The organism is Rhizobium cerradonense (genome assembly GCF_030182455.1).
GTDB lineage: Bacteria > Pseudomonadota > Alphaproteobacteria > Rhizobiales > Rhizobiaceae > Rhizobium.
In genome coordinates this window covers 135,108-155,274 of sequence record NZ_JAQJCK010000013.1, presented here as the reverse complement: position 1 = coordinate 155,274, position 20,167 = coordinate 135,108, and the positions used below count along the sequence as shown (strand labels likewise).

Genomic DNA, 20,167 nt, shown 5'->3' with positions numbered 1-20,167 from the left:
CGTCTGCGAACATCTCAAGTTTGATGGTTATGCATCCGGTCAGCGCCGTGGCGGCGTCGGCAGGGGTAGTACGGTGTATGAGAGGCCAGAGCCACCATGTTCATTGACAAGATCCTGTCTCGTTTCAAGATCAAGACGAAGGTTCTGATCTTCGTGCTGCCTTTCGTCATCAGCATTTCCGCCGTCGGCCTCACCGGGCTCTACGCTTCGGGCCTGCTGCAGGGGCGCATGGAAATTTCCAACAGCGTGCTGCAATCGCTGACGGGCTTCAAGAACCTCTACGGTTCGATGGATGACTTCCTGCGCATCACCAACGAACAGCAGCGCGACAAGCTCTATCAGGACATCAAATCGCAGCAGGGTGTCCTGAACGCGACGCTCGACCAGCTCGGTAAGGATGCGGAGGGCCGCGATAATCTGACGGATGCGACGACCAAGACTGCCGACACGGCAAACCTGGTTGCCAAGCTCTGGACGCTACACGAGCAGGAAGTCGCCTTTCGCAAGGTGATCGAAGACGCGCAGAGAGCGCTGATCAGCGCCCGCTTCAATGTCGATTTCGATGGTCAGCAACTGGAAGACCAGATGCGCAAGGACCAGGCCGACGCGACCGCGACGTTGCGCGCCGCCGACCGCCTACTGAAGGGCGGCGATGCGCTTGTCTCCGTCGCCGAAGATTTCAACAAGGCCGCAACGCCCGCCGATAAGGTCAAGCTGCTCAAGGACCGGTTGCCTGATCTCAACAAGGCGCTACGGGCGATCGATCTCGCCGTGCCGCAGAACCAGAAAAGCGTCGTGCAGTCGCTGGCCGGCACCATCAAGGATCTCGGCGCTTTCACCGAAAGCACTGATGTTCCAACGGACGATACCGTCACCGCCATCGGTCGGCTGCTTTCGCGCTTCCGGCAGATGTCGACCTATACGCAGCTCACGGCAACGCAGATGATGCGGCAGGCGACCACGACCTTCGTTCAACTGGACGCCCGTGTCGTCCAGACCAATTCCGTTCTGCAGGATACCCGCCGTCTCGAAGGTTCGATCTATTCGCTGCAGCTCGTGCTTGCCGACTTCACCGCCAATACTACCAAGGAAAATCTTGTCCGTCTGCGCCAGGAAATCGCCAAACTCGGTGGCGACATGAATACGCTGAACCAGAGTGCCAAGGACATGGATTTCGCCGGCGATATCGACAAGGCCATCCGCCCGGCCATCAAGTCGATGGATGAAGCCGGCGGCAAGCTGGTCGATACCATCACCCAGCGCATCGCCGAATATGCCAGCGCCCGCCAGCAGCTCGATCAGGTCTGGGGTCAGCTCACCGCCTTTGCCGAAACCCAGAAGCAGAGCGCCGGCACGGAGCGCGACCAGGCGAACTACATCTCGATCCTCGCCACCACGCTTGGCATCATCCTCTCAGTCGCCGGCGGCATCGCTCTAGTCCTGACCCTGCAGCGTCCGATCGGTCAGATCACGGCCGCCATGCGCCGCATTGCCGACGGCATGCTGGAAACCGCGATCTCCGGCGAGCAGCGCCACGACGAAATCGGTGACATGGCCCGCGCACTCGGCATCTTCAAGGAAAACGCGCTTTCGAAGATACGCATCGAGGAGCAGAGCGACGAGGAGCGCACCGCAGCCGAGCACGAGCGCCAGCGCAACGATGCCGAAAAGCGCGAGCTAGACCGCCAGATCGACTTCGCCGTCAGCGAACTTGCCGCCGGCCTCGAGCGGCTGGCTCAAGGCGATATCTCTGCTAGCATCCAGACGCCTTTCATCGGCCGCCTCGAACAACTTCGCCAGGATTTCAACAGCTCGCTGTCGCGTCTGCAGCAGACGCTCAGCCAGGTGCGCGACAATGTCGAGATGATCCAGAGCAACGGCAGCCAGATGGCAGCTTCCGCCGAGGACCTGTCGAAGCGCACCGAACAGCAGGCGGCCGCGTTGGAAGAAACCGCCGCCGCCGTGGATGAAATCACCGTCACCGTCCGCTCGTCCGCCGAGCGCGCCAAGGAGGCGGATGCGATCGTGCGCGAAGCCAAGCGCAGCGCCGACGACAGCTCCGTCGTCGTAGGTAACGCCATCGATGCGATGGGCCGTATCGAAGATGCCTCACGCCAGATCGAGCAGATCATCGGCGTCATCGACGAGATCGCCTTCCAGACCAACCTTCTGGCGTTGAATGCCGGTATCGAAGCTGCCCGCGCCGGCGAGGCTGGCAAGGGTTTTGCGGTCGTCGCCATGGAGGTGCGGGAGCTTGCGCAGCGCTCCGCCGCCGCGGCACAGGAGATCAAGGGGCTGATCAACAAATCGACCCACGAGGTCAATTCCGGCTCGCAGTTCGTGCAGGAGGCCGGCTCCGTGCTCGCCCAGATCAGCGGTCAGATCGTCACCATCAGCCAGCATGTGGAAATGATCGCGCGCGCCAGCCACGATCAGGCAAGCGCGCTGCAGGGTGTCAACTCCTCCGTCAACCAGATGGACCAGATGACACAGAAGAATGCGGCCATGGTCGAAGAAACCACGGCGGCAAGCCGCGAACTGGCCACCGAAGCGGACGCGCTGCTCTATCTCATCCAGCAGTTCAAGATCGAAGGCGGGCAGGGCGCGGGCTATATGCGGGCGCAAGCCGCCTGACCGCAGCAATCGTCGCTATCACAGGCGGATCGGTCCATATCGGGCCGGTCCGCCTTTTTCGTTTTGAGCCATGCATAGCTGATATCGAGAGCGTTCCCGAGCCAGGTAAACACTGGCCAGGGGTCACGGCCATATTCTTGGTAGAAAGCGTCCTCGTTGCGGCGCCATTGCGCGTGGCGGGCGTCATTCTCCAGTTCGATAATTCTGGCTAAAGCGATGCAGTCGATCATGGGAGGTCTCCATATTGAAAAGCATCCCTTCAATTACGCAGAGAAATCTTCTTTATAAACAGCCGTTTTCGCCCTATGTTTTTCAATCATGAAAAACGCGACCTGGGATTCCTATCAGCTTTTCCTCGACGTCGCCCGCGGCGGCGGGTTGACGGGGGCTGCATCTTCCAGCGGTTTGAGCCCGGCGACGATCGGCCGGCGCATGCTGGAATTGGAGAGCCAGATCGGACGCACGCTCTTCCAGCGCAGCCAGACGGGATATGCGCTAACGGGCGACGGGCAAGCGCTCTTCGACCAGCTTCTGGAGATGGAGGCCGCCGCCCGCAAGGTGGATAGCTGGCAGCGCGACGCCCAGGGGATGTCCGTCGTTCGCATTGCCGCCGGAACCTGGGTCGGCTGGCTGCTCAGCCAGAACATGCCGACGATCTGTTCGGAGCGGGATGGATTCCGCATCGATCTATATCTCGGCGAGCGCCGCGCCAGCCTTGCCCACCGCCAAAGTGACATCGGCATCCGCGCCTTCGAGCCAGAGGAGACCAATCTCGCCGCCATCAAGACCGGCGACGTCGCCTATGCCGCCTATCAGGCGCGCAACATGCGCTTTTCCGGCCAGCAGCGTTGGATCGCGGTGGCGGAGGAGGAGGCGGTATCGGCCTATCTGCGCTGGCCGCATCAGAACAGACGCGAAGAGATCGCCTTCACCGTAAGCCGCCCGCGCTCGCTTCACGATCTCGTGCTCGCGGGAGCAGGTATCGCTGTTCTGCCTTGCTTCGTCGGCGATCAGGAACCGAGGCTGGAACGGGTCGGCGAGGAGATCGTGTCCCTGCGCCATCGACAGTGGATCGTCATGAACGATGCCGACCGTCATCGGCGGGATATCCGCACCGTGGTCGATCGTATGACCAAGTTGCTGAAAAGCCATGCGGAACTGTTTGCGGGCAAGCGCCCGACCTACGCGTAAAAACCGGCAGCCAAAGCGGCTGCCGGTTAGATCCTTTTCAGCGAGCAGCGTCGCCCCAGCGATATTCCACTGTCGCGTCGTCCAGCTTCGCCTTCAGCGCCGGATCGAGCTTGAGATCGATGGCGGCGAGCGTGTCGGTCAGTTGCTCCGGACGGCTGGCGCCGATAATGGCGGAGGTGATCACCGGATTGGCGGCCACCCAGGCGACGGCGAGCTTGGTAAGCGAATGGCCGGCCTCGTCGGCGATACCGCGCAGTTTCTCGATCGTCGCGAATTCGCGTTCATGCCAGTAGCGCTGCAGATAGTTCGTGCCGGCATTGCGCAGTTGCGAGCTGAAGCGGCCTTCGGTCGGCGCGACGTCGTGCCTGTGTTTGCCGGTCAGAAGGCCGCCGGCGATCGGATTGTATGGAATGACGGCGAGGTGCTGTTCTTCCGCAAGCGGCAGTAGTTCGCGCTCGATCTGGCGGAACAGCAGATTGTAGCGCGGCTGCACGGAGACGAAGCGGGCGGTGCGCAGGAAATCGGCGCGGCCGAGCGCCAGAGCCAGCCGGTAAGCGAGGAAATTCGATACGCCGACATAGCGCGCCTTGCCCGAGCGTACGATGACGTCGAGCGCCTCCAGGGTCTCGTCGATCGGTGTGTCGCGGTCGTCGGAATGGAGCTGATAGAGGTCGACATAGTCGGTGCCGAGACGCCGCAAGGATGCATCGATGGCGTCGAGAAGGTGCTTGCGCGACGCGCCCTGATCCCAGGGGGAGGGACCGACTTTGCCGACCGCCTTGGTGGCGACGATGAAGCGATCGCGTCTGCCCTTCAGCCAGCGGCCGACGATTTCCTCGGTGCGGCCGGCAAGCTCTTCGCCGCCGCCGAGTGGATAGACGTCGGCGGTGTCGATGAAGTTGACGCCGGCGTCGGTCGCCTTGTCGAGAATGGCATGCGCAATGTCTTCCTGCTCGATCTGCAGGCCAAAGGTCATGGTGCCGAGGCAGAGGCGCGAGACGCTGAGACCGGTATTGCCGAATTTTTGATACTGCATGGTGGAAACCCTTGGAAAGACGGGTTGCGTTTGCCCTTGACGCAGGGCGGTGAAAAAAGGGCAGGAGTTTATTGGTGGGAATGATACGGTGCGATGTTAGCAAAGCCCATCCGGGCATTCACGCAGGAAGCGGGCCTCACGTTCACAATCGCGTGCGCTCGCCCGTCGGGGTTTCCGCTGCGGGACCAATCCATTTTCAGCAAATCCGTGAAAGCTCATACTGCCTTGCTTTTCCCCCTTGTGGCCTTCGGAATTCCTTTCTAGTCTGACGGGAAAAACAGAGGGTTGGGTATCGCCGCGATGCCCTTGAACAAAACAGGAGAGACCATGAAGTCCATGTTCGCACGGCTTGCAGCAACGGCTTTCGTAGCCGTTTCGCTGGTGACGGCAGCCCAGGCCGCAGACAAGGTCGTCAATATCTACAACTGGTCGGATTATATCGATGATTCGATCCTGGCCGATTTCACCAAGGAAACCGGCATCAAGGTTGTCTACGATACCTTCGATTCCAACGAGACCCTGGAAACCAAGCTCCTTGCGGGCAAGACCGGCTACGATATCGTCGTGCCGACGGCGGACTTCCTGCAACGCCAGATCAAGGCCGGTGTGTTCCAGAAGCTCGACAAGTCGAAGCTGCCGAACATCTCCAACATGTGGGACATGGTGATGCAGCGCATCTCCACCTACGATCCCGGCAACCAATATGCCATCGACTACATGTGGGGCACCAACGGCATCGGCTACAATGTCGACAAGGTGAAGCAGATCCTCGGCACCGACGACAAGCCGACGCTCGACGTGATCTTCGACCCGAAGGTCGCCGCCAAGTTCAAGGATTGCGGCATCTATATGCTCGATGCGCCGAAGGACGTCATCCCGACAGTGCTGGCCTATCTCGGCCTCGATCCGAACTCGACCAAGCAGGAGGATTTCAAGAAGGCTGAGACTCTTCTGGCATCGATCCGGCCTTTCGTCCGCAAGTTCCATTCGTCCGAATATATCAATGCGCTGGCCAACGGCGATATCTGCATCGCTTTCGGCTATTCCGGCGATGTGCTGCAGGCGCGCAATCGCGCCGAAGAGGCCAAGAACGGCGTGCATGTCGACTATTCGATGCCGAAGCAGGCGCAGATGTGGTTCGACGTCATGGCGATCCCGGCCGATGCGCCGCATGTGGCCGAGGCGCATGAATTCCTGAATTACATCATGAAGCCGGAAGTCATCGCCAAGGCCAGCAACTTCGTCGCCTACGCCAACGGCAACAAGGCTTCGCAGCAGTTCGTGAACAAGGAAGTCCTCGAGGACCCGGCGGTCTATCCGACCGATGAGATCATGAAAAACCTGTTCACGGTGACGCCGTGGGATCCGAAGACGCAGCGTCTGGCGACGCGCTTGTGGACCAAGGTTGTTACCGGTCAATAAGTCAGACAAAGGCCCGGACGGAAACGTCCGGGCCTTTCCTTAGACCATGCGTCCAGATCGCTGAGCGGTCGCGGACGGGGTAATACGAATTCTGAAACGCTACCGGGTGGGGAAAGCCGGAGCGACACAGAATCAATTCGGGGATAGATGATGAAGTCTCTCGGTAATATCCGGCGTTCCTTTGCTCCTTGGACGGATCCTTCGGCAAAGCCATATATTTCCTTCAAGAACGTCACGAAGAAGTTCGGCGATTTCACCGCCGTCGACAATCTTTCGCTGGATATCTACAACCGCGAATTCTTCGCTCTGCTCGGCGCGTCCGGCTGCGGCAAGTCCACGCTGCTGCGCATGCTGGCGGGCTTTGAACAGCCGACGACGGGCGAGATCGTTCTCGACGGCCAGAATCTTGCCGGCACGCCGCCCTATCGCCGCCCCGTCAACATGATGTTCCAATCCTACGCGCTCTTCCCGCATATGACGGTGGAAAAGAATATCGCCTTCGGGCTGCGCCAGGATGGCATGCCGAAAGCGGAGATCGCCGAGCGCGTTGCGCAGATGCTGAAGCTCGTCAAGCTGGAGCAATTTTCCAATCGCAAGCCGAACCAGCTTTCCGGTGGCCAGCGCCAGCGCGTGGCGCTCGCCCGCTCGCTCGCCAAGCGGCCGAAGGTGCTGCTGCTCGACGAGCCGCTCGGCGCGCTCGACAAGAAGCTGCGCGAGGAGACCCAGTTCGAACTCATGGACCTGCAGCAGAGCCTTGGCCTCACCTTCGTCGTCGTCACCCACGATCAGGAAGAGGCGATGACCATGGCCGACCGCATTGCCGTGATGAGCCATGGCAGGGTCGTGCAGGTGGCGACGCCGGCGGAGATCTATGAGGCTCCCAATTCCCGCTTCGTCGCAGACTTCATCGGTGACGTGAACATCCTCGACGGCAATGTCACGCGCGCAAATGGCGGCACGGTCGAGATTGCCGTCGACAACGGCTTCACCCTGCGCACGGCAGCCAGCGAAATGCTCACTGAGGGCAGCCGCGCGGGCTTCGCCATTCGGCCGGAAAAGCTACGTGTCACGCCGCGCCCGCCGGCCAACGCCTCGGTCAATGCCGCCGAGGGCGAGATCTGGGATATTGCCTATCTCGGTGACATGACGGTCTTCCACGTCAAGCTGAAGAGCGGACAGGTCGTCAAGGCTTCGTCGCTGAATGCAGTGCGCGCAGTGGAGGAACCTTTCTCCTATGATCAAGGCGTCTGGGTCTCCTTCGATGAAAATGCCGGCGTGCTGCTGAAGGATTGATCATGAGGACGCTCGGCTCTTCCATCTACCAGCGCCTCGTCATCATCGTGCCTTATGCCTGGCTGCTGGTTTTCTTTCTCGCGCCCTTCCTGATCGTCTTCCGCATTTCGCTGTCGACGAAGGCGCTCTCGGTTCCGCCCTATGATCCGGCTTTCAGTTGGTCGGACAGTTTCAGCGATTGGTGGGACAAGCTGCAGAGCATGTCCTTCGACAACTACACCTGGCTGGCCGGCGATCCCCTCTATTTCAACGCCTATCTCCAAAGCCTGAAGATTTCCGGCATATCGACGATCCTGACTCTGATCATCGCCTATCCCATTGCTTACGGTATGGCGCAGGCGCCGCGCAGCATCCGCCCGACGCTGTTGATGCTGGTCATCCTGCCGTTCTGGACGAGTTTCCTGATCCGCGTCTATTCCTGGATGTCGATCCTGAGCACGACGGGCTTGCTCAATCAATTGCTGATGACGCTCGGCATCATCCATGAGCCGCTGGTGATCCTGAATACCAATACCGCCGTCTATATCGGCATGGTCTATTCCTATCTGCCCTTCATGGTGCTGCCGCTCTATTCCTCGCTGGAAAAGATGGACGGCACGCTGATCGAGGCGGCACAGGACCTCGGCTGCACGCCGATCGGCGCCTTCTGGCGCGTGACCTTCCCCTTGTCGATCCCTGGCGTCATCGCCGGCTGCATGCTGGTTTTCATCCCCGCGGTCGGCGAGTTCGTCATCCCAGACCTGCTTGGCGGCTCCGAAACGCTGATGATCGGCAAAGTGTTGTGGAGCGAGTTCTACGGCAATACAGACTGGCCGCTGGCATCGGCGGTGGCGACCATCTTGCTGCTTGTGCTGGTGATACCCATCGTCTTCTTCCAGCACATACAGGCAAAAGCCGATGAGAAGGGGAGATAGGTCATGATTCGCTGGTCCCGCTTCAACATCGTCTCCGTAACGCTCGGCCTTGCATTCCTTTATTTGCCGATCCTGCTGCTGGTCATTTATTCCTTCAACGCCTCGCGGCTGGTCACAGTCTGGGGCGGCTTCTCGACCCAGTGGTACAGCCATCTGCTCAGCAACGACAGCATGCTCAACGCCGCATGGCTGACTGTGCGCATTGCCTTGCTCTCGGCGACGATCGCCACCGTCCTTGGCACGCTGGCGGCGCTCACGCTCGTGCGCTACACGCGCTTCCGTGGCCGCATCCTGTTTTCCGGCATGATTTATGCACCGCTGGTCATGCCCGACGTCATCACCGGCCTGTCGCTGCTGCTGCTTTTCGTCACCGCCGACCTCGATCGCGGCTTCTGGACCATCGTCATGGCGCATACGACGCTGACCATGTGTTTCGTCGCCGTCGTCGTGCAGTCCAGACTTCTGAGCTTCGATCGCTCGATCGAGGAGGCGGCGCTCGATCTCGGCGCACCGCCGGTGCGCACCTTCTTCGAGATCACGCTGCCGATCATCGCGCCGGCCGTGTTCTCCGGCTGGGTGCTGGCGCTGACGCTGTCACTAGACGACTTGGTGATCGCCACTTTTGCTTCGGGGGCTGGCGCAAAGACATTGCCGATGCTGATCTACAGCCAGGTGAAGCTCGGCGTGACGCCTGAGATCAACGCCATCTGCACCATCCTGATCGGCGTCGTCACCATCGGCGTCATCTGCGCCTCCGTCGTCACCAAGCGCCGCGAAGTGCAGCGCCAAAGGGACGAGCAGGCTGCTGCCGCGGCATAGGTCAGAGCCATCCGCAGACGGGACCTGTTATTGCTGCGTCTGCTGATCAGGCTTCTTCAGCAGCGTCGTGACCGGCGAGATCACCGGGTCCGGCCAGGTGCCGCCGATGAAGAAGGGCAGCATCGGCAGCTCCGTCGCATTGGCCGGATTGCTCGCCTGCATCGTGCCCGACAGCGCCAGTGCGTTGCTGCGGAAGGGAACGACGCCGTTCAGCATCACCGTTTCGTTGCGCCCGACGATCTGGGCGCTGTGAACCTCGACCGATCCCTTGGCAACGCTAGCATCGACGTTGAGGCTGTCGAAATCGAAGGCCGTGTCGGCGATATCGCTCATCCGGAAAAAGGCCTTTTCGGACGCAAGCGCACGGAAGGCTGAGATGTTGAATTGCCGGAAGGAGCCGGTGGCCGACGTGAAATGCATCTTGCCGGCGACATCGCTGAGATTGGCAGCCCAGATCGGCTTCGACGTGCTGAGCGAAAGATCCAGAGAACCGGTCGTCAGCGGTAGAGGTCCTGCAAGGTTGAGCCGGGTGAATAGCCCGCCGAAATCGGCATCGTGGATGGATATCTGTAATTTGCCGCCGCCATCGAAGTCGCCTTGCGTGACTTCCAGATGCGAGGTGAGCTCTCCACCCTCGAAGCCGCTGTCGCCGATATCGAATTTTGCCTTGCCGCCCGCAACCAGCAGGCTGGCGCCGATATTATCGAACTGGAAGGGACCGAGCACGGCTTTGTTCGACGAGAGCCGCATATCCAAATCGAGGCGCTGTAGCGGATTGCCGTTGAGCAATGCGTCGATGGCCGTATCCGCGGCCAGCCGCATGGAGAAGGCCGCCAGGAACGGATTGAGGTTCATCTGGTCGAAGGCGAGCGTTCCGGAAATCTTCGGCTTGCCGCTTGTCGTATAGCTCAGATCCATGACGCCGGACGCCGCGGATTCGTTGACCTTGAAGTTCAGATTGTTAAAGCGCAGACCATTTGGGATCGCGGCGACGTCGGCATTGAGAGAGACGTTGCGTAGCGTATCGGCGGCCGGCAGATGTTCTCCGCTCCAGGCCAGGAAAGACGGCACATTCGGCACGCTCAGATCCAGATTTCCGGCGAGCGCGGAGAGATTGGAAATGCTGGTGGCGCCTGCATAGGTCCAGTTGATCAGCGGCGAGGAGAAGCTTGTCTTCGCATCGACGCTCTTGCCGGCAAAGAGCAGCAGAGGCTGGGCAGAATTGAAATCGATCTTGACGTCCTGACCGTTGAGCCGCGCCAGAAGGACGGCAGTCATCGCCCCGGACAGCCGCGGCCAGGAGATGTCCGCATTTATGCTGCTCATCTTGTAGAGATTGCCGCTGCGATCGTCCGTCATTTCGACGCGACCGTCCTCGATCGTCAGCATGCCGATGACGGCATCCTGATCCTTGCTGATCGGCATGCCCTGGTTGGAGGACGTCTCCACCCGCTCGATTGCCTTGGACAGCAGCCCCTCATTCGTCCAGTCGATCAGACCGGTCTCGTCACGCCGGATGTAGATCACCGGCCGCAGGAAATGGAATTCATGAAAATGCGCGCGCCCGCGCAGCGCCGCAAACAGCGAGAAGTCCGCCGAAAGGCTGTCGACATGGCCAAGCACCTTGCCGTTTTTCGTCGGTTCGCGGATGGTAACCTGGTTGAGCGTCACGCGTGGCGTCGGCCAGAATTCCAGCGTCGGCGCACCCTCGATCTGGGCGCGATATCCGGTCCAGTCCGATAGCGCATTCTCGATGCCGGCACGCACAAGGCCGCTGGAAATCAGGAAGGGAGCGGTTGCCCGGAAAACGGCGAAGACGATGATGATGGTGAGAAGGACGATGCCAGTGGTGCGCGCAACGGCAGGTAGCCAGCGCGAGGCCGATCGCATCGTCAACCACCACTTTTTATTCCTCGACGCTCTCATGATCCAACTCAGACTTTCATACTGATAGCGCTGATATGCCTCCGTTTGCCGGATATAGGAAATGATTGGCGGATGCAAACATTGTACAGCAGGAATGCCGACAACTCAGTGACTTTATAATGCGCTGCAGCATGGTATATAAGCCGAAAACCGGAGGAGATAATATGCGAGATACTCAGCCGCTCTGGACGCCATCGGATGAATTTCGCCGGCAAAGCCCGATGTTTGTCTTCATGGAAGACTGCAACCGACGCTTCGGCCTATCGCTTTCCGATTTCGCCAGCCTGCATGCCTGGTCAATCGCCGACCGGGAAACCTTCTGGACGGCAGTATGGGATTTCTGTGGCATCAAGGGAAAACGTGGCGAAAGGGCGCTGATCAACGGCGACCAGATGCTGGAGGCGCGTTTCTTTCCCGATGCCGAGCTGAATTTCGCCGAGAACCTGCTGTCGAAAAGCGGCGAGGGCGATGCGTTGGTCTTCTGGGGCGAAGACAGGGTGCGCGACCGCTGGTCCTGGGACCGGCTCTCGGCCATGGTGTCGCGCCTGCAACAGGCCTATCGCGCTCTCGGCATCGGCCGGGGTGACCGTGTCGCCGCCATGATGCCGAATATGCCGGAAACCATTGCCTGCATGCTGGCCGCCGCCTCGATCGGCGCTATCTGGTCCTCCTGCTCCCCGGATTTCGGCGAGCAGGGCGTTTTGGATCGCTTCGGCCAGATCGAGCCGAAACTCTTCATCGCCTGCAGCGGCTATTGGTATGGCGGCAAATTGCAGGATGTGACGGCAAAGGTCGGCGCCATCGCGCAGCGCCTCGGTGCACCTGCCGTCATCATTCCCTATGCCGGCGATGCCGATGCGGTCGCGGCGGCGACACCGGATGCAAAGGCGTTGGACACGTTCATTGCATCTTTCGAGGCGAAGGCGGTAGAATTCGAGCCGCTGCCGTTTTCACACCCGCTGTTCATCCTGTTTTCCTCGGGCACGACGGGCGTGCCGAAATGCATCGTCCATTCGACCGGCGGCGCATTGCTGCAGCTCATGAAGGAGTATCGCCTGCATTGCGGCGTGGTCCCCGGCGAAAAGGTCTTCTACTTCACCACCTGCGGCTGGATGATGTGGAACTGGCTGGTGACGGGGCTTGCCGCCGGCGCCACTCTCTGCCTCTACGACGGTTCGCCCTTCGCGCCTGACGGCAATATCCTTTTCGACTATGCGCAGGCGGAGAAATTCGCTCTGTTCGGCACCTCGGCCAAATATATCGACGCCGTGCGCAAGAGCGGCCTGACGCCGAAAACTTCGCATGATCTCTCCAGCCTGCGGCTGATGACTTCCACCGGTTCGCCGCTGTCGCCGGAAGGCTTCTCCTTCGTCTATGAGGGCATCAAGGACGACATTCAGCTCGCTTCCATCTCGGGAGGCACCGATATCGTCTCCTGCTTCGTGCTCGGCAATCCCTTGCAGCCGGTTTGGCGCGGCGAAATCCAGGGACCCGGGCTCGGCCTTGCCGTCGATGTCTGGAACGAGGAGGGCAAGCCCGTGCGCGGCGAAAAGGGCGAGCTTGTTTGCGCCAAAGCCTTTCCCTCGATGCCGGTGATGTTCTGGAACGACCCCGACCGCGTCAAATATCATGCGGCCTATTTCGAGCGTTTCGACAATGTCTGGTGCCATGGCGATTTTGCCGAGTGGACGGAGCATGGGGGCCTGATCATCCATGGCCGTTCGGACGCGACGCTCAATCCCGGCGGCGTCCGCATCGGCACGGCGGAGATTTACAATCAGGTCGAGCAGATGCCTGAAGTTCTCGAAGCGCTCTGCATCGGCCAGGATTGGGATGATGATGTGCGCGTCGTGCTTTTCGTTCGCCTCGCGGCCGGCGCGGCACTGACGGAAGGTCTGATGAAGGCGATGAAGACCCGCATTCGCACCGGCGCCTCGCCGCGCCATGTACCGGCCAAGATCATCGCCGTCAGCGATATTCCGCGCACGAAGTCCGGCAAAATCGTCGAGCTCGCGGTCCGCGACGTCGTGCATGGCCGGCCGGTGAAGAACAAGGAAGCGCTTGCCAATCCCGAAGCGCTGGACCTCTTTGCCGGGCTGGAGGAGCTCAAGAACTGATGCCCTCTTAAAACTGAGGGGCAAAGGCTGGCCTATCGGCGGTAACTCGGCGTTAAGAGAGATTGGTCAAAGGTAAAATCCAACTTGGGGCCGTTCGTTTGAACTTTGGACGGCTTGGAGCCGAAAGGTTCCCGAAACATGAAGTTGACCGACTCGAGCTTCGTTAGGCAGCATGAACTTCCAAGGCAGCGCTATTCGCTGCCTTTTTTTCGTTGTGCGTCGCACAAATACGCGCCCGCTCTGTACAATGGCCTGCCGACCAAGTATGTGCACGCCTGAAGAAGAGGCCTGCGACGTGCGGGCCACGATGATCCGCGCCGGCTGGCGCGCGAAGAATTCCGAAAGACACGGATAATGACTGAATTCGAAGGCATCGTTCCTGCGATCGCCCAGGCTTTGGCAAAGCGCGGTTACGAAGCGCTGACGCCGGTACAGAAGGCCATGCTCGATCCCGGCCTGGCCGGCAAGGACGCACTGGTTTCGGCCCAGACGGGCTCCGGCAAGACGGTTGCCTTTGGCCTGGCCCTGGCGCCGAGCCTGCTGGAGGGTGCCGAGCGCTTCGGCCCCGCCGGCACGCCGCTGGCATTGGCGATCGCGCCGACCCGCGAACTGGCGCTGCAGGTGCAGCGCGAGCTGGAATGGCTGTATGAACTGACCGGCGCGACCATTGCCTCCTGCGTCGGCGGCATGGATATGCGCACCGAGAAGCGGGCGCTGGAACGCGGCGCGCACATCGTCGTCGGCACTCCGGGCCGTCTTTGCGACCATATCCGCCGTAATTCGCTTGATATCTCCGAGCTCAAGGCCGTGGTGCTGGACGAGGCCGACGAGATGCTCGATCTCGGCTTTCGTGAAGACCTCGAATTCATCCTGGAAACGGCGCCGGCCGAGCGGCGGACATTGATGTTTTCGGCAACCGTGCCGCGCTCGATCGCAAAGCTCGCCGAAAACTACCAGCGCGACGCCGTGCGCATCGCCACCGCCTCGGAAGCCAAGCAGCATGTCGATATCGACTATCGCGCCCTGACCGTCGTTCCGAGCGACAGGGAAAACGCGATCATCAACGTTCTGCGCTACTATGAGGCGCAGAACGCTATCGTCTTTTGCTCGACGCGTGCGGCCGTCAACCATTTGACCGCGCGCTTTAACAACAGAGGCTTCTCCGTTGTGGCCCTATCAGGCGAGCTCAGCCAGAGCGAACGCACCCATGCGCTGCAGGCCATGCGCGACGGCCGCGCCCGTGTCTGCATCGCAACGGACGTCGCCGCCCGTGGCATCGATCTGCCGGGCCTGGAGCTGGTGGTTCATGCCGACCTGCCGACCAACCCGGAAACGCTGCTGCACCGCAGCGGTCGCACCGGCCGCGCCGGCCGCAAGGGCGTCAGCGCCCTCATCGTGCCGCTGAGCGCCCGCCGTCGCACCGAACGCCTGCTGGAAGCCGCCCGCATCCGCGCCACCTGGGCAAAGCCGCCATCGGCCGACGAAGTGAGCCAGCGTGACGATGAACGTCTTCTCGCCGATCCGGTATTCGCGGCCCCGCTTGCCGAAGACGAGCAGTCCATCGTGCGGCAGTTGCTGGAGCGCCATGGCGCCGAGCAGGTCGCCGCTGCATTCCTGCGGCAATATCGAACCGGCCACTCCGCGCCTGAGGAGTTGCAGGACGTGCCTGCCGAAGGCGAGCGCAGAAAGCCACGCCACGACGATTTCCCCGTTACTCACCACGACGGGCCGTCTGCGGGACGCAACGACTTTACCGACGGCGTCTGGGTGTCGCTTTCGGTCGGCCGCAAGCAAAATGCCGAGCCGCGCTGGCTGATCCCGATGCTCTGCCGCAATGGCGGCCTCACCAAGCGCGACATCGGCGCGATCAAGATGATGCCGGAAGAAACCTTCGTCGAGTTTTCGCAAGAAGGCGCCGAACGCTTCCTGTCGACCATCGGCCCGGACAAGACCCTGGAGCGCGGCATCCGCGTCAAGCCGCTGGCCGGTGTACCGGATTTTTCGCAGGCCAAGCGGGAAGGAACCTACGGCAAGAAGAAGCCCTTCTCGGATAAGGGTGTCCGCCCGAACGACGCCGCCAAGCCAAAATGGAAGTCCGACCGCAAGCCGGAACGGGCGCAGGCCGGCGAGGGCAGTGTCTCCGAACGTCCGGACAAGAAGCCTTGGGCAAAGAAGCCCGGCAAGCCGAATTTCGTCAAGAAAGACGCCGGCCCGGCAGCAGGCAAGCCCAATTCGAGGGCCAAGCGCAAGGCTGCGAAGGCGCGCGGGGAGTAATCCCGCCGCCGCGCTCCATAGGGGCGCGGCGCACTCTATGACATAGTCATTCGATTTGTATGCACGTTGGCACAAGCTTGACGCGCTATCGCAGTGCCGCCGGCAAAGCGCATGCCCCGGTTCGGCCCAATAGTTGTGCCGACTTTGGGAGACTCATTCGACGACGGAGAGCAACGAGATGGATGCGTCAGGTCGGCCCAAAGACATTTGGAATACTCGGCGAATGGCCATCGCCGGTTTGCTGGGCGCTGCCTGTGGTGTCTGCATTCGCGCCTTTGATTTTTGGTCACTTGGTTGGGCCGATGCGCTACGAGGACTCCTCGACCTGTTCGGAGTTCCACTGCTGTTTCTGGCGGCGGTGGTAACACTGTTCGTTTGGTCAATCAGCGCACTTATTGCACTATGTCATCGTCGTTTCCGTGGAATGGCCAGCAGCGTTATTGCCGTTGTCATTGTTCCAGTTAGCGTTGTGACGATCGGCGGCGCGCCTTTGTTCGATCCTTGGCTATGGTATGTCATCTTCAACAAATCGAGTTTAGAACCGGCCGCTGCCGCAAACGGCAATCCACAGAACAGCCCAAAGTTTACTATTGTCGAGGAGCGCGACGTCTCGACGGGGATCGCTGGCGTGACTTCTAATCATTTCATCACTCTCATTTATAGCGAAAGCGATCCCGGCAGTTGGGCACCACCTGATGCGGATGTGAGGCACATCTACGGCAATTTTTACAGGCGAGATGAATTCGAGTGAGATGCATGTGGGCGAGGGTAGTGTTTCCGGGTGCGCAGACAAGAAGTTTTGGCGAAGAAGCCTGGCAAGTCGAAATCAAGGGCCAAGCGCAAGGTTGCCCGGGCTCGGGTGAATAGTTTTTCGGGAGCTTAAGGGGGCATCAGCCCCTTGTCGCTATCTCCAGAGTGCCGTTACTCGAAAAAGACCAAGCTCGCCGGTGATGGCGGCAGTGGTTTGACCCTGGCGTTTTGAAAACCGGCGCGTCTGGCCATTTCGGCTAGATCCTTCTGCGTGTAGGCCTCGCCCTTTGGCGTGCTGGCGAGCATTTCCCATGAGAAAGCGGCTGGGAAGGGAGGCGAGACAAGATCGTCGTTGGGCACGAATTCCACCCCGACCACCTTGCCGTCGCGACTCAGGCTGGCCCGGACCTTTCTGAGCAATTCGGCGCAGGTTTCTATGTCGAAGTGATGAAGGAAGTTCGGAAGCAGGATCAGATCGTAGTCCGTGCCCCAATCGACCTCGAATGCGCTGCCGGGAACGACCTTGTAGCGCTCTGCGACACCAAATTGTCGCGCATTATATTTAGCCAATTCCAGAACTGAACTCCAATCCACCGCGACAATCTGGGCTGAAGGAAAAGTCTTCGCCATCTCGATCCCGAAACGCCCATGTCCTGCGGCGATGTCCAGAATCTTCTTCGGCGATATCCGTAGGTTGGCCATTTCCGCTGCGAGGCTGACTGCGCTGCTGCCGGTGAATGAACCCATGCCGCGGGCAAACTTCACCCACACGGGATTGTCCGGCGACATATTTGCCAATCCAACGGACCCGCCGTTGCGGACATAGGAGGTCGGGTCGTCCAGCACCTGCTTGAGGATTTCCGGCGCGGCGATGAACTCGATGGCTGAGCCCATATAGGCCGGCGAATGCCGGTCGAGGAATACGCGGCTGGATGGCGTGAGAACATATTGATCGCCTTTCTTAGTCAGAAAGCCGTTTACAACGAGATAGTCGCACAGAATGCGCACACCGCGTTCGGCCGCATTCGTCGCGGCTGCCAACGACGCAGCGTTGCGGCCGTCACCGATCAAGGTAAAAAGATCGAGTTCTATGGCGGCCTTGATCGCGGCCGTTTTTCGGCACGCAAACATCGCGTCAACTATCAGATTGGGTGAAATCTCGCCTGTGCCTGCTTCTGCTGCCGTCGATGACATTGGAGCCCCCTCATGCGCCAACGACCGACCAGGATAGCCGGTCTCCACGGAGGAACTATCCCACGAAAGGCAACCAAAAGTAAGTTTGCTACCGCTAAAGTATAGTGGCGCGTGGAGCAGAGGCAGAGAATGTCTGCCTCTGGCAATATGATAGGTCAGACCTTTTCCGCTAAGGGACTGCGCGACGTCATCCAGACTCCCACCAGCGTCACCGCCAACCCTACGAACATCGCCGTCGTCAGCGGTTCGGAGAACAGGGCCCAGGCCCAGAACATGGTAACGGGCGGGCTGAGATAGATGGCTGCGCTGACCTGCGCGACCGGGAAGAGGCGCAGGCTGGTGTAATAGACCGAATAGGCGGCAAAGGTTGCGATCAGCACCAGCCATATCATGCCGATAGCGAAACCGCGCGTCAGCGGCGGCGCAAGATCGCCTTGCATCATGGCGCAGATGCCGAAGAGCACCGAGGCCGTAAGGGTATGAATGCAAAGGCCTTGATGAACGGGCATATGCTTGGTCCGCCGCCGCTTGTGCAGAACCGATGCGAAGGCAAAGACCAGCATCGAGCCGACGGTCAATCCATAGGCCCAGATTGGAGCCGCGCCGAAGCTGAGGCTGTCTATCGAGACGATCAATACGCCCGCCACCGCAATCGCCGTTCCCAGCCATTGGCGCGCGCTCAGCCGCTCGCCCAAAACAGGCTGCGACAGGGCGGCAATCGCCAGCGGCAAGAGGTCGGAGATCAGCGCCACCAGCCCCGTCGGCACCCGCTGTTCGATCGCCAGTGCAAAGCCGCCCAGATAAAGGAAGACCGACATCACGCCGAACAGCATCTGTTCCGCTATCGCACGCAGCCGCATGCGCGGCCCGATCGCCAAGGCAAAGGGTAGCAGGACCAGTCCCGACAGAAGCGTGCGCCAGAACAGGACCAACATGACGCTGGCTTCCTGGCTGGCATAGCGGATACCGACGAAGCCGGAACTCCAGCTAAAGATCAGCAGCGTAGCCATCAGGGGCCAAAGGAAGCGGCTGTTGTTCAGTAGGGGCCGGGACAGGGATTGGTCGGTCATTGGGCTCTCGGTTGGATGTCACCTATCCCTCAGCCATAGGTCAGGACCCATCCGATTACACATGACAAATATCGATCATGGCATGACATCTCAATCTTAAAACTAATGAATATTTGCCAAATACCGCCGGAATATGCATTCTCTCTGCAAGATCATCATATAAGCCGAGTTTGCCATGACCGAGTTCACCAGCCGGCGTTTGGAAATCGATGCGCTGCGCGCATTGTGGGCGATCCGCCATCACGGGGGCATCACCCGTGCGGCCGAGGCCCTGAGCCTCTCGCAATCCGCCGTCAGCCATAAGATCAAGCGGCTCGAGACGAGCCTCGATTGCGATCTGCTGAGCCGCAAGCCCGGAGCGTCGATGTTCACCGCCGCCGGGGAGGATCTGCTGGACTATGCGGGACGCATCCTCGGCCTGCACGACGAGGCGCTCTTGAGCCTCTCGAAGACGTCGCTCGCCGGCCGCGTCGCCCTCGGCTTGACCGAGGATACCACCTGCACCGATCTCGCGCGCATATTGGGGCGATTTCGCCGCCTGCATCCGAACGTCTCTGTTCGCACCAAGGTCCGCATGAGCTTGGTCCTGCGGGGAATGCTGGAGCGGGGAGAGCTTGATGCCGCCATCGTGCAGGTTTTCGCGCATGAAGTCCGCCCGACCGATATCGTTCTGTTTCGGGAACAGCTTCATTGGGTCAAGCATCCTGATCTATCGCTGCCGCAAGACGGGCCGGTTCCTTTTCTGTCCTTCGACGATGAGTGCTTCTATCGCCGCTGGGCGCTCGACATCGGACAGGATGGCGGCGTGGTTCTCGAAACTGTGTTCGAATGTGCGAGCGCGGCTGGGATTATTGCGGCCGTTACCTCGGGCTTGGGCGTGGCGCTTCTGAACGGCCGCCATCTGCAGCCCGACATGGAGATCGTCACCAACGGCCTGCCGGCGCCCCCTGCCTTGGCCTATGTGGTGCGCCGCGGACGCAAGGTGAGAAATCCCGCGCTCGATACCCTTGTGGCAGAGATCGAAAGCGAAATAAGTCGTTACGGAGGGCTGGCTCTGGCGAGTTGAGCTGATTGGAGGCAGAATGCCGTCCTCGAACAGGCACCGGAATGGAGCGGCGTACACATGCTGATCGGCTCATGTCACTGTGGCGAGGCGGGCTGGACGCTCAAGGGCGATCCAGGCTCGATCACGGCCTGCAATTGCACGCTCTGTCGGCGCTATGGTGCGCTATGGGCCTATGACTATGAATGGGAGCGGATTTCCGTCACCGGACGGACTTCGTCTTACACGCGCGCCGGCAGGGACAATCCCTCTCTCGAAATATTGTTCTGCCCGTCCTGCGCCTGCGTATTGAGCTGGCGTGGCCTACGGCTGCAAAAGGATGGCCGCCGACGTATCGCCGTGAACCTGCGGCTTGCGCCGCCGGACCTCGTCGCTGACCTGCCGATCGATCATTTCGATGGACTCGATACGTTTGAAGACCTTCCTTCCAAAGGGGGCTGCGTGCGCGATCTCTGGTTTTGAGG

The 20,167-nt window shown here is 60.5% G+C and carries 16 protein-coding genes; 11 read left to right on the top strand and 5 right to left on the bottom strand.

Features of this window, described 5'->3' with window-relative positions; translation table 11 throughout:
* Positions 1 to 96: 96 nt before the first annotated feature.
* Entirely contained in the window at positions 97 to 2,634 is a 2,538-nt protein-coding gene (locus tag PH547_RS24840; RefSeq protein WP_285169657.1) for a methyl-accepting chemotaxis protein, read from the top strand.
* On the opposite strand, the gene PH547_RS24835 is transcribed toward PH547_RS24840, so the two are convergent.
* Positions 2,610 to 2,864, bottom strand: coding sequence for a hypothetical protein (locus tag PH547_RS24835; protein ID WP_285169656.1), 255 nt, complete (start codon positions 2,862 to 2,864; stop codon positions 2,610 to 2,612). The genes PH547_RS24840 and PH547_RS24835 overlap by 25 nt on opposite strands.
* 88 nt (positions 2,865 to 2,952) lie before the next feature.
* Between PH547_RS24835 and PH547_RS24830 the strand changes: the two genes are divergently transcribed.
* Entirely contained in the window at positions 2,953 to 3,825 is an 873-nt protein-coding gene (locus PH547_RS24830) for a LysR family transcriptional regulator (RefSeq protein WP_285169655.1), read from the top strand.
* A gap of 37 nt (positions 3,826 to 3,862) precedes the next feature.
* Here PH547_RS24830 and PH547_RS24825 read toward each other — a convergent pair whose 3' ends face one another.
* Positions 3,863 to 4,861, bottom strand: a complete 999-nt coding sequence (locus PH547_RS24825; RefSeq protein ID WP_104822048.1) for an aldo/keto reductase — start codon at positions 4,859 to 4,861, stop codon at positions 3,863 to 3,865.
* Between the two features lie 336 nt (positions 4,862 to 5,197).
* Between PH547_RS24825 and PH547_RS24820 the strand changes: the two genes are divergently transcribed.
* The 4 genes from PH547_RS24820 to PH547_RS24805 all read left to right on the top strand — a co-directional run bounded on the left by PH547_RS24820 (position 5,198) and on the right by PH547_RS24805 (position 9,309).
* Entirely contained in the window at positions 5,198 to 6,283 is a 1,086-nt protein-coding gene (locus tag PH547_RS24820; protein ID WP_483315578.1) for a polyamine ABC transporter substrate-binding protein, read from the top strand.
* Positions 6,284 to 6,433: 150 nt separating this feature from the next.
* On the top strand, positions 6,434 to 7,576 hold the full coding sequence (locus PH547_RS24815) for an ABC transporter ATP-binding protein (protein WP_283051443.1): 1,143 nt from the start codon (positions 6,434 to 6,436) through the stop codon (positions 7,574 to 7,576).
* Between the two features lie 2 nt (positions 7,577 to 7,578).
* Positions 7,579 to 8,490, top strand: a complete 912-nt coding sequence (locus PH547_RS24810; RefSeq protein WP_283049185.1) for an ABC transporter permease subunit — start codon at positions 7,579 to 7,581, stop codon at positions 8,488 to 8,490.
* A gap of 3 nt (positions 8,491 to 8,493) precedes the next feature.
* Complete coding sequence (locus PH547_RS24805; RefSeq protein WP_104822051.1) at positions 8,494 to 9,309, top strand: ABC transporter permease subunit; 816 nt, start codon at positions 8,494 to 8,496, stop codon at positions 9,307 to 9,309.
* 27 nt (positions 9,310 to 9,336) lie between these two features.
* Here PH547_RS24805 and PH547_RS24800 read toward each other — a convergent pair whose 3' ends face one another.
* Entirely contained in the window at positions 9,337 to 11,235 is a 1,899-nt protein-coding gene (locus PH547_RS24800; RefSeq protein ID WP_285169652.1) for an AsmA family protein, read from the bottom strand.
* Between the two features lie 164 nt (positions 11,236 to 11,399).
* On the opposite strand from PH547_RS24800, the gene PH547_RS24795 reads away from it, so the two are divergent.
* The 3 genes from PH547_RS24795 (at position 11,400) to PH547_RS24785 (ending at position 16,377) form a co-directional block, all read left to right on the top strand.
* Complete coding sequence (locus PH547_RS24795) at positions 11,400 to 13,352, top strand: acetoacetate--CoA ligase (protein ID WP_285169651.1); 1,953 nt, start codon at positions 11,400 to 11,402, stop codon at positions 13,350 to 13,352.
* Positions 13,353 to 13,706: 354 nt separating this feature from the next.
* Positions 13,707 to 15,626: a DEAD/DEAH box helicase gene (locus PH547_RS24790; protein ID WP_285169650.1), complete on the top strand. Its 1,920-nt coding sequence runs from the start codon at positions 13,707 to 13,709 to the stop codon at positions 15,624 to 15,626.
* 223 nt (positions 15,627 to 15,849) lie between these two features.
* Positions 15,850 to 16,377 carry a hypothetical protein gene (locus tag PH547_RS24785; protein WP_104824989.1) on the top strand — a complete coding sequence of 176 codons (528 nt, stop codon included), beginning with the start codon at positions 15,850 to 15,852 and terminating at the stop codon, positions 16,375 to 16,377.
* Between the two features lie 170 nt (positions 16,378 to 16,547).
* Here the strand turns inward: PH547_RS24785 and PH547_RS24780 are convergent, their stop codons facing one another.
* Together PH547_RS24780 and PH547_RS24775 are read right to left on the bottom strand one after the other, a co-directional pair.
* Positions 16,548 to 17,570: an SAM-dependent methyltransferase gene (locus PH547_RS24780; protein WP_104822054.1), complete on the bottom strand. Its 1,023-nt coding sequence runs from the start codon at positions 17,568 to 17,570 to the stop codon at positions 16,548 to 16,550.
* A gap of 155 nt (positions 17,571 to 17,725) precedes the next feature.
* Complete coding sequence (locus tag PH547_RS24775) at positions 17,726 to 18,640, bottom strand: DMT family transporter (RefSeq protein WP_104822055.1); 915 nt, start codon at positions 18,638 to 18,640, stop codon at positions 17,726 to 17,728.
* A 175-nt stretch (positions 18,641 to 18,815) separates the two neighbouring features.
* On the opposite strand from PH547_RS24775, the gene PH547_RS24770 reads away from it, so the two are divergent.
* On the top strand, positions 18,816 to 19,706 hold the full coding sequence (locus PH547_RS24770) for a LysR family transcriptional regulator (RefSeq protein WP_104822056.1): 891 nt from the start codon (positions 18,816 to 18,818) through the stop codon (positions 19,704 to 19,706).
* A 57-nt stretch (positions 19,707 to 19,763) separates the two neighbouring features.
* The gene (locus PH547_RS24765; RefSeq protein ID WP_104822057.1) at positions 19,764 to 20,165 is read left to right on the top strand and encodes a GFA family protein; all 402 of its coding nucleotides are present in this window, start codon (positions 19,764 to 19,766) and stop codon (positions 20,163 to 20,165) included.
* Positions 20,166 to 20,167 lie beyond the last annotated feature (2 nt).

What these genes read in the sequence shown, in the direction of transcription:
- PH547_RS24825 (WP_104822048.1), bottom strand. Translation starts at nt 4,861, where the DNA reads ATGCAGTATCAAAAATTCGGCAATACCGGTCTCAGCGTCTCGCGCCTC.
- PH547_RS24840 (WP_285169657.1), top strand. Translation starts at nt 97, where the DNA reads ATGTTCATTGACAAGATCCTGTCTCGTTTCAAGATCAAGACGAAGGTT.
- PH547_RS24815 (WP_283051443.1), top strand. Translation starts at nt 6,434, where the DNA reads ATGAAGTCTCTCGGTAATATCCGGCGTTCCTTTGCTCCTTGGACGGAT.
- PH547_RS24820 (WP_483315578.1), top strand. Translation starts at nt 5,198, where the DNA reads ATGTTCGCACGGCTTGCAGCAACGGCTTTCGTAGCCGTTTCGCTGGTG.
- PH547_RS24830 (WP_285169655.1), top strand. Translation starts at nt 2,953, where the DNA reads ATGAAAAACGCGACCTGGGATTCCTATCAGCTTTTCCTCGACGTCGCC.
- PH547_RS24790 (WP_285169650.1), top strand. Translation starts at nt 13,707, where the DNA reads ATGACTGAATTCGAAGGCATCGTTCCTGCGATCGCCCAGGCTTTGGCA.
- PH547_RS24780 (WP_104822054.1), bottom strand. Translation starts at nt 17,570, where the DNA reads ATGTCATCGACGGCAGCAGAAGCAGGCACAGGCGAGATTTCACCCAAT.
- PH547_RS24800 (WP_285169652.1), bottom strand. Translation starts at nt 11,235, where the DNA reads ATGAGAGCGTCGAGGAATAAAAAGTGGTGGTTGACGATGCGATCGGCC.
- PH547_RS24765 (WP_104822057.1), top strand. Translation starts at nt 19,764, where the DNA reads ATGCTGATCGGCTCATGTCACTGTGGCGAGGCGGGCTGGACGCTCAAG.
- PH547_RS24795 (WP_285169651.1), top strand. Translation starts at nt 11,400, where the DNA reads ATGCGAGATACTCAGCCGCTCTGGACGCCATCGGATGAATTTCGCCGG.
- PH547_RS24810 (WP_283049185.1), top strand. Translation starts at nt 7,579, where the DNA reads ATGAGGACGCTCGGCTCTTCCATCTACCAGCGCCTCGTCATCATCGTG.
- PH547_RS24775 (WP_104822055.1), bottom strand. Translation starts at nt 18,640, where the DNA reads ATGACCGACCAATCCCTGTCCCGGCCCCTACTGAACAACAGCCGCTTC.
- PH547_RS24805 (WP_104822051.1), top strand. Translation starts at nt 8,494, where the DNA reads ATGATTCGCTGGTCCCGCTTCAACATCGTCTCCGTAACGCTCGGCCTT.
- PH547_RS24835 (WP_285169656.1), bottom strand. Translation starts at nt 2,864, where the DNA reads ATGATCGACTGCATCGCTTTAGCCAGAATTATCGAACTGGAGAATGAC.
- PH547_RS24770 (WP_104822056.1), top strand. Translation starts at nt 18,816, where the DNA reads ATGACCGAGTTCACCAGCCGGCGTTTGGAAATCGATGCGCTGCGCGCA.
- PH547_RS24785 (WP_104824989.1), top strand. Translation starts at nt 15,850, where the DNA reads ATGGCCATCGCCGGTTTGCTGGGCGCTGCCTGTGGTGTCTGCATTCGC.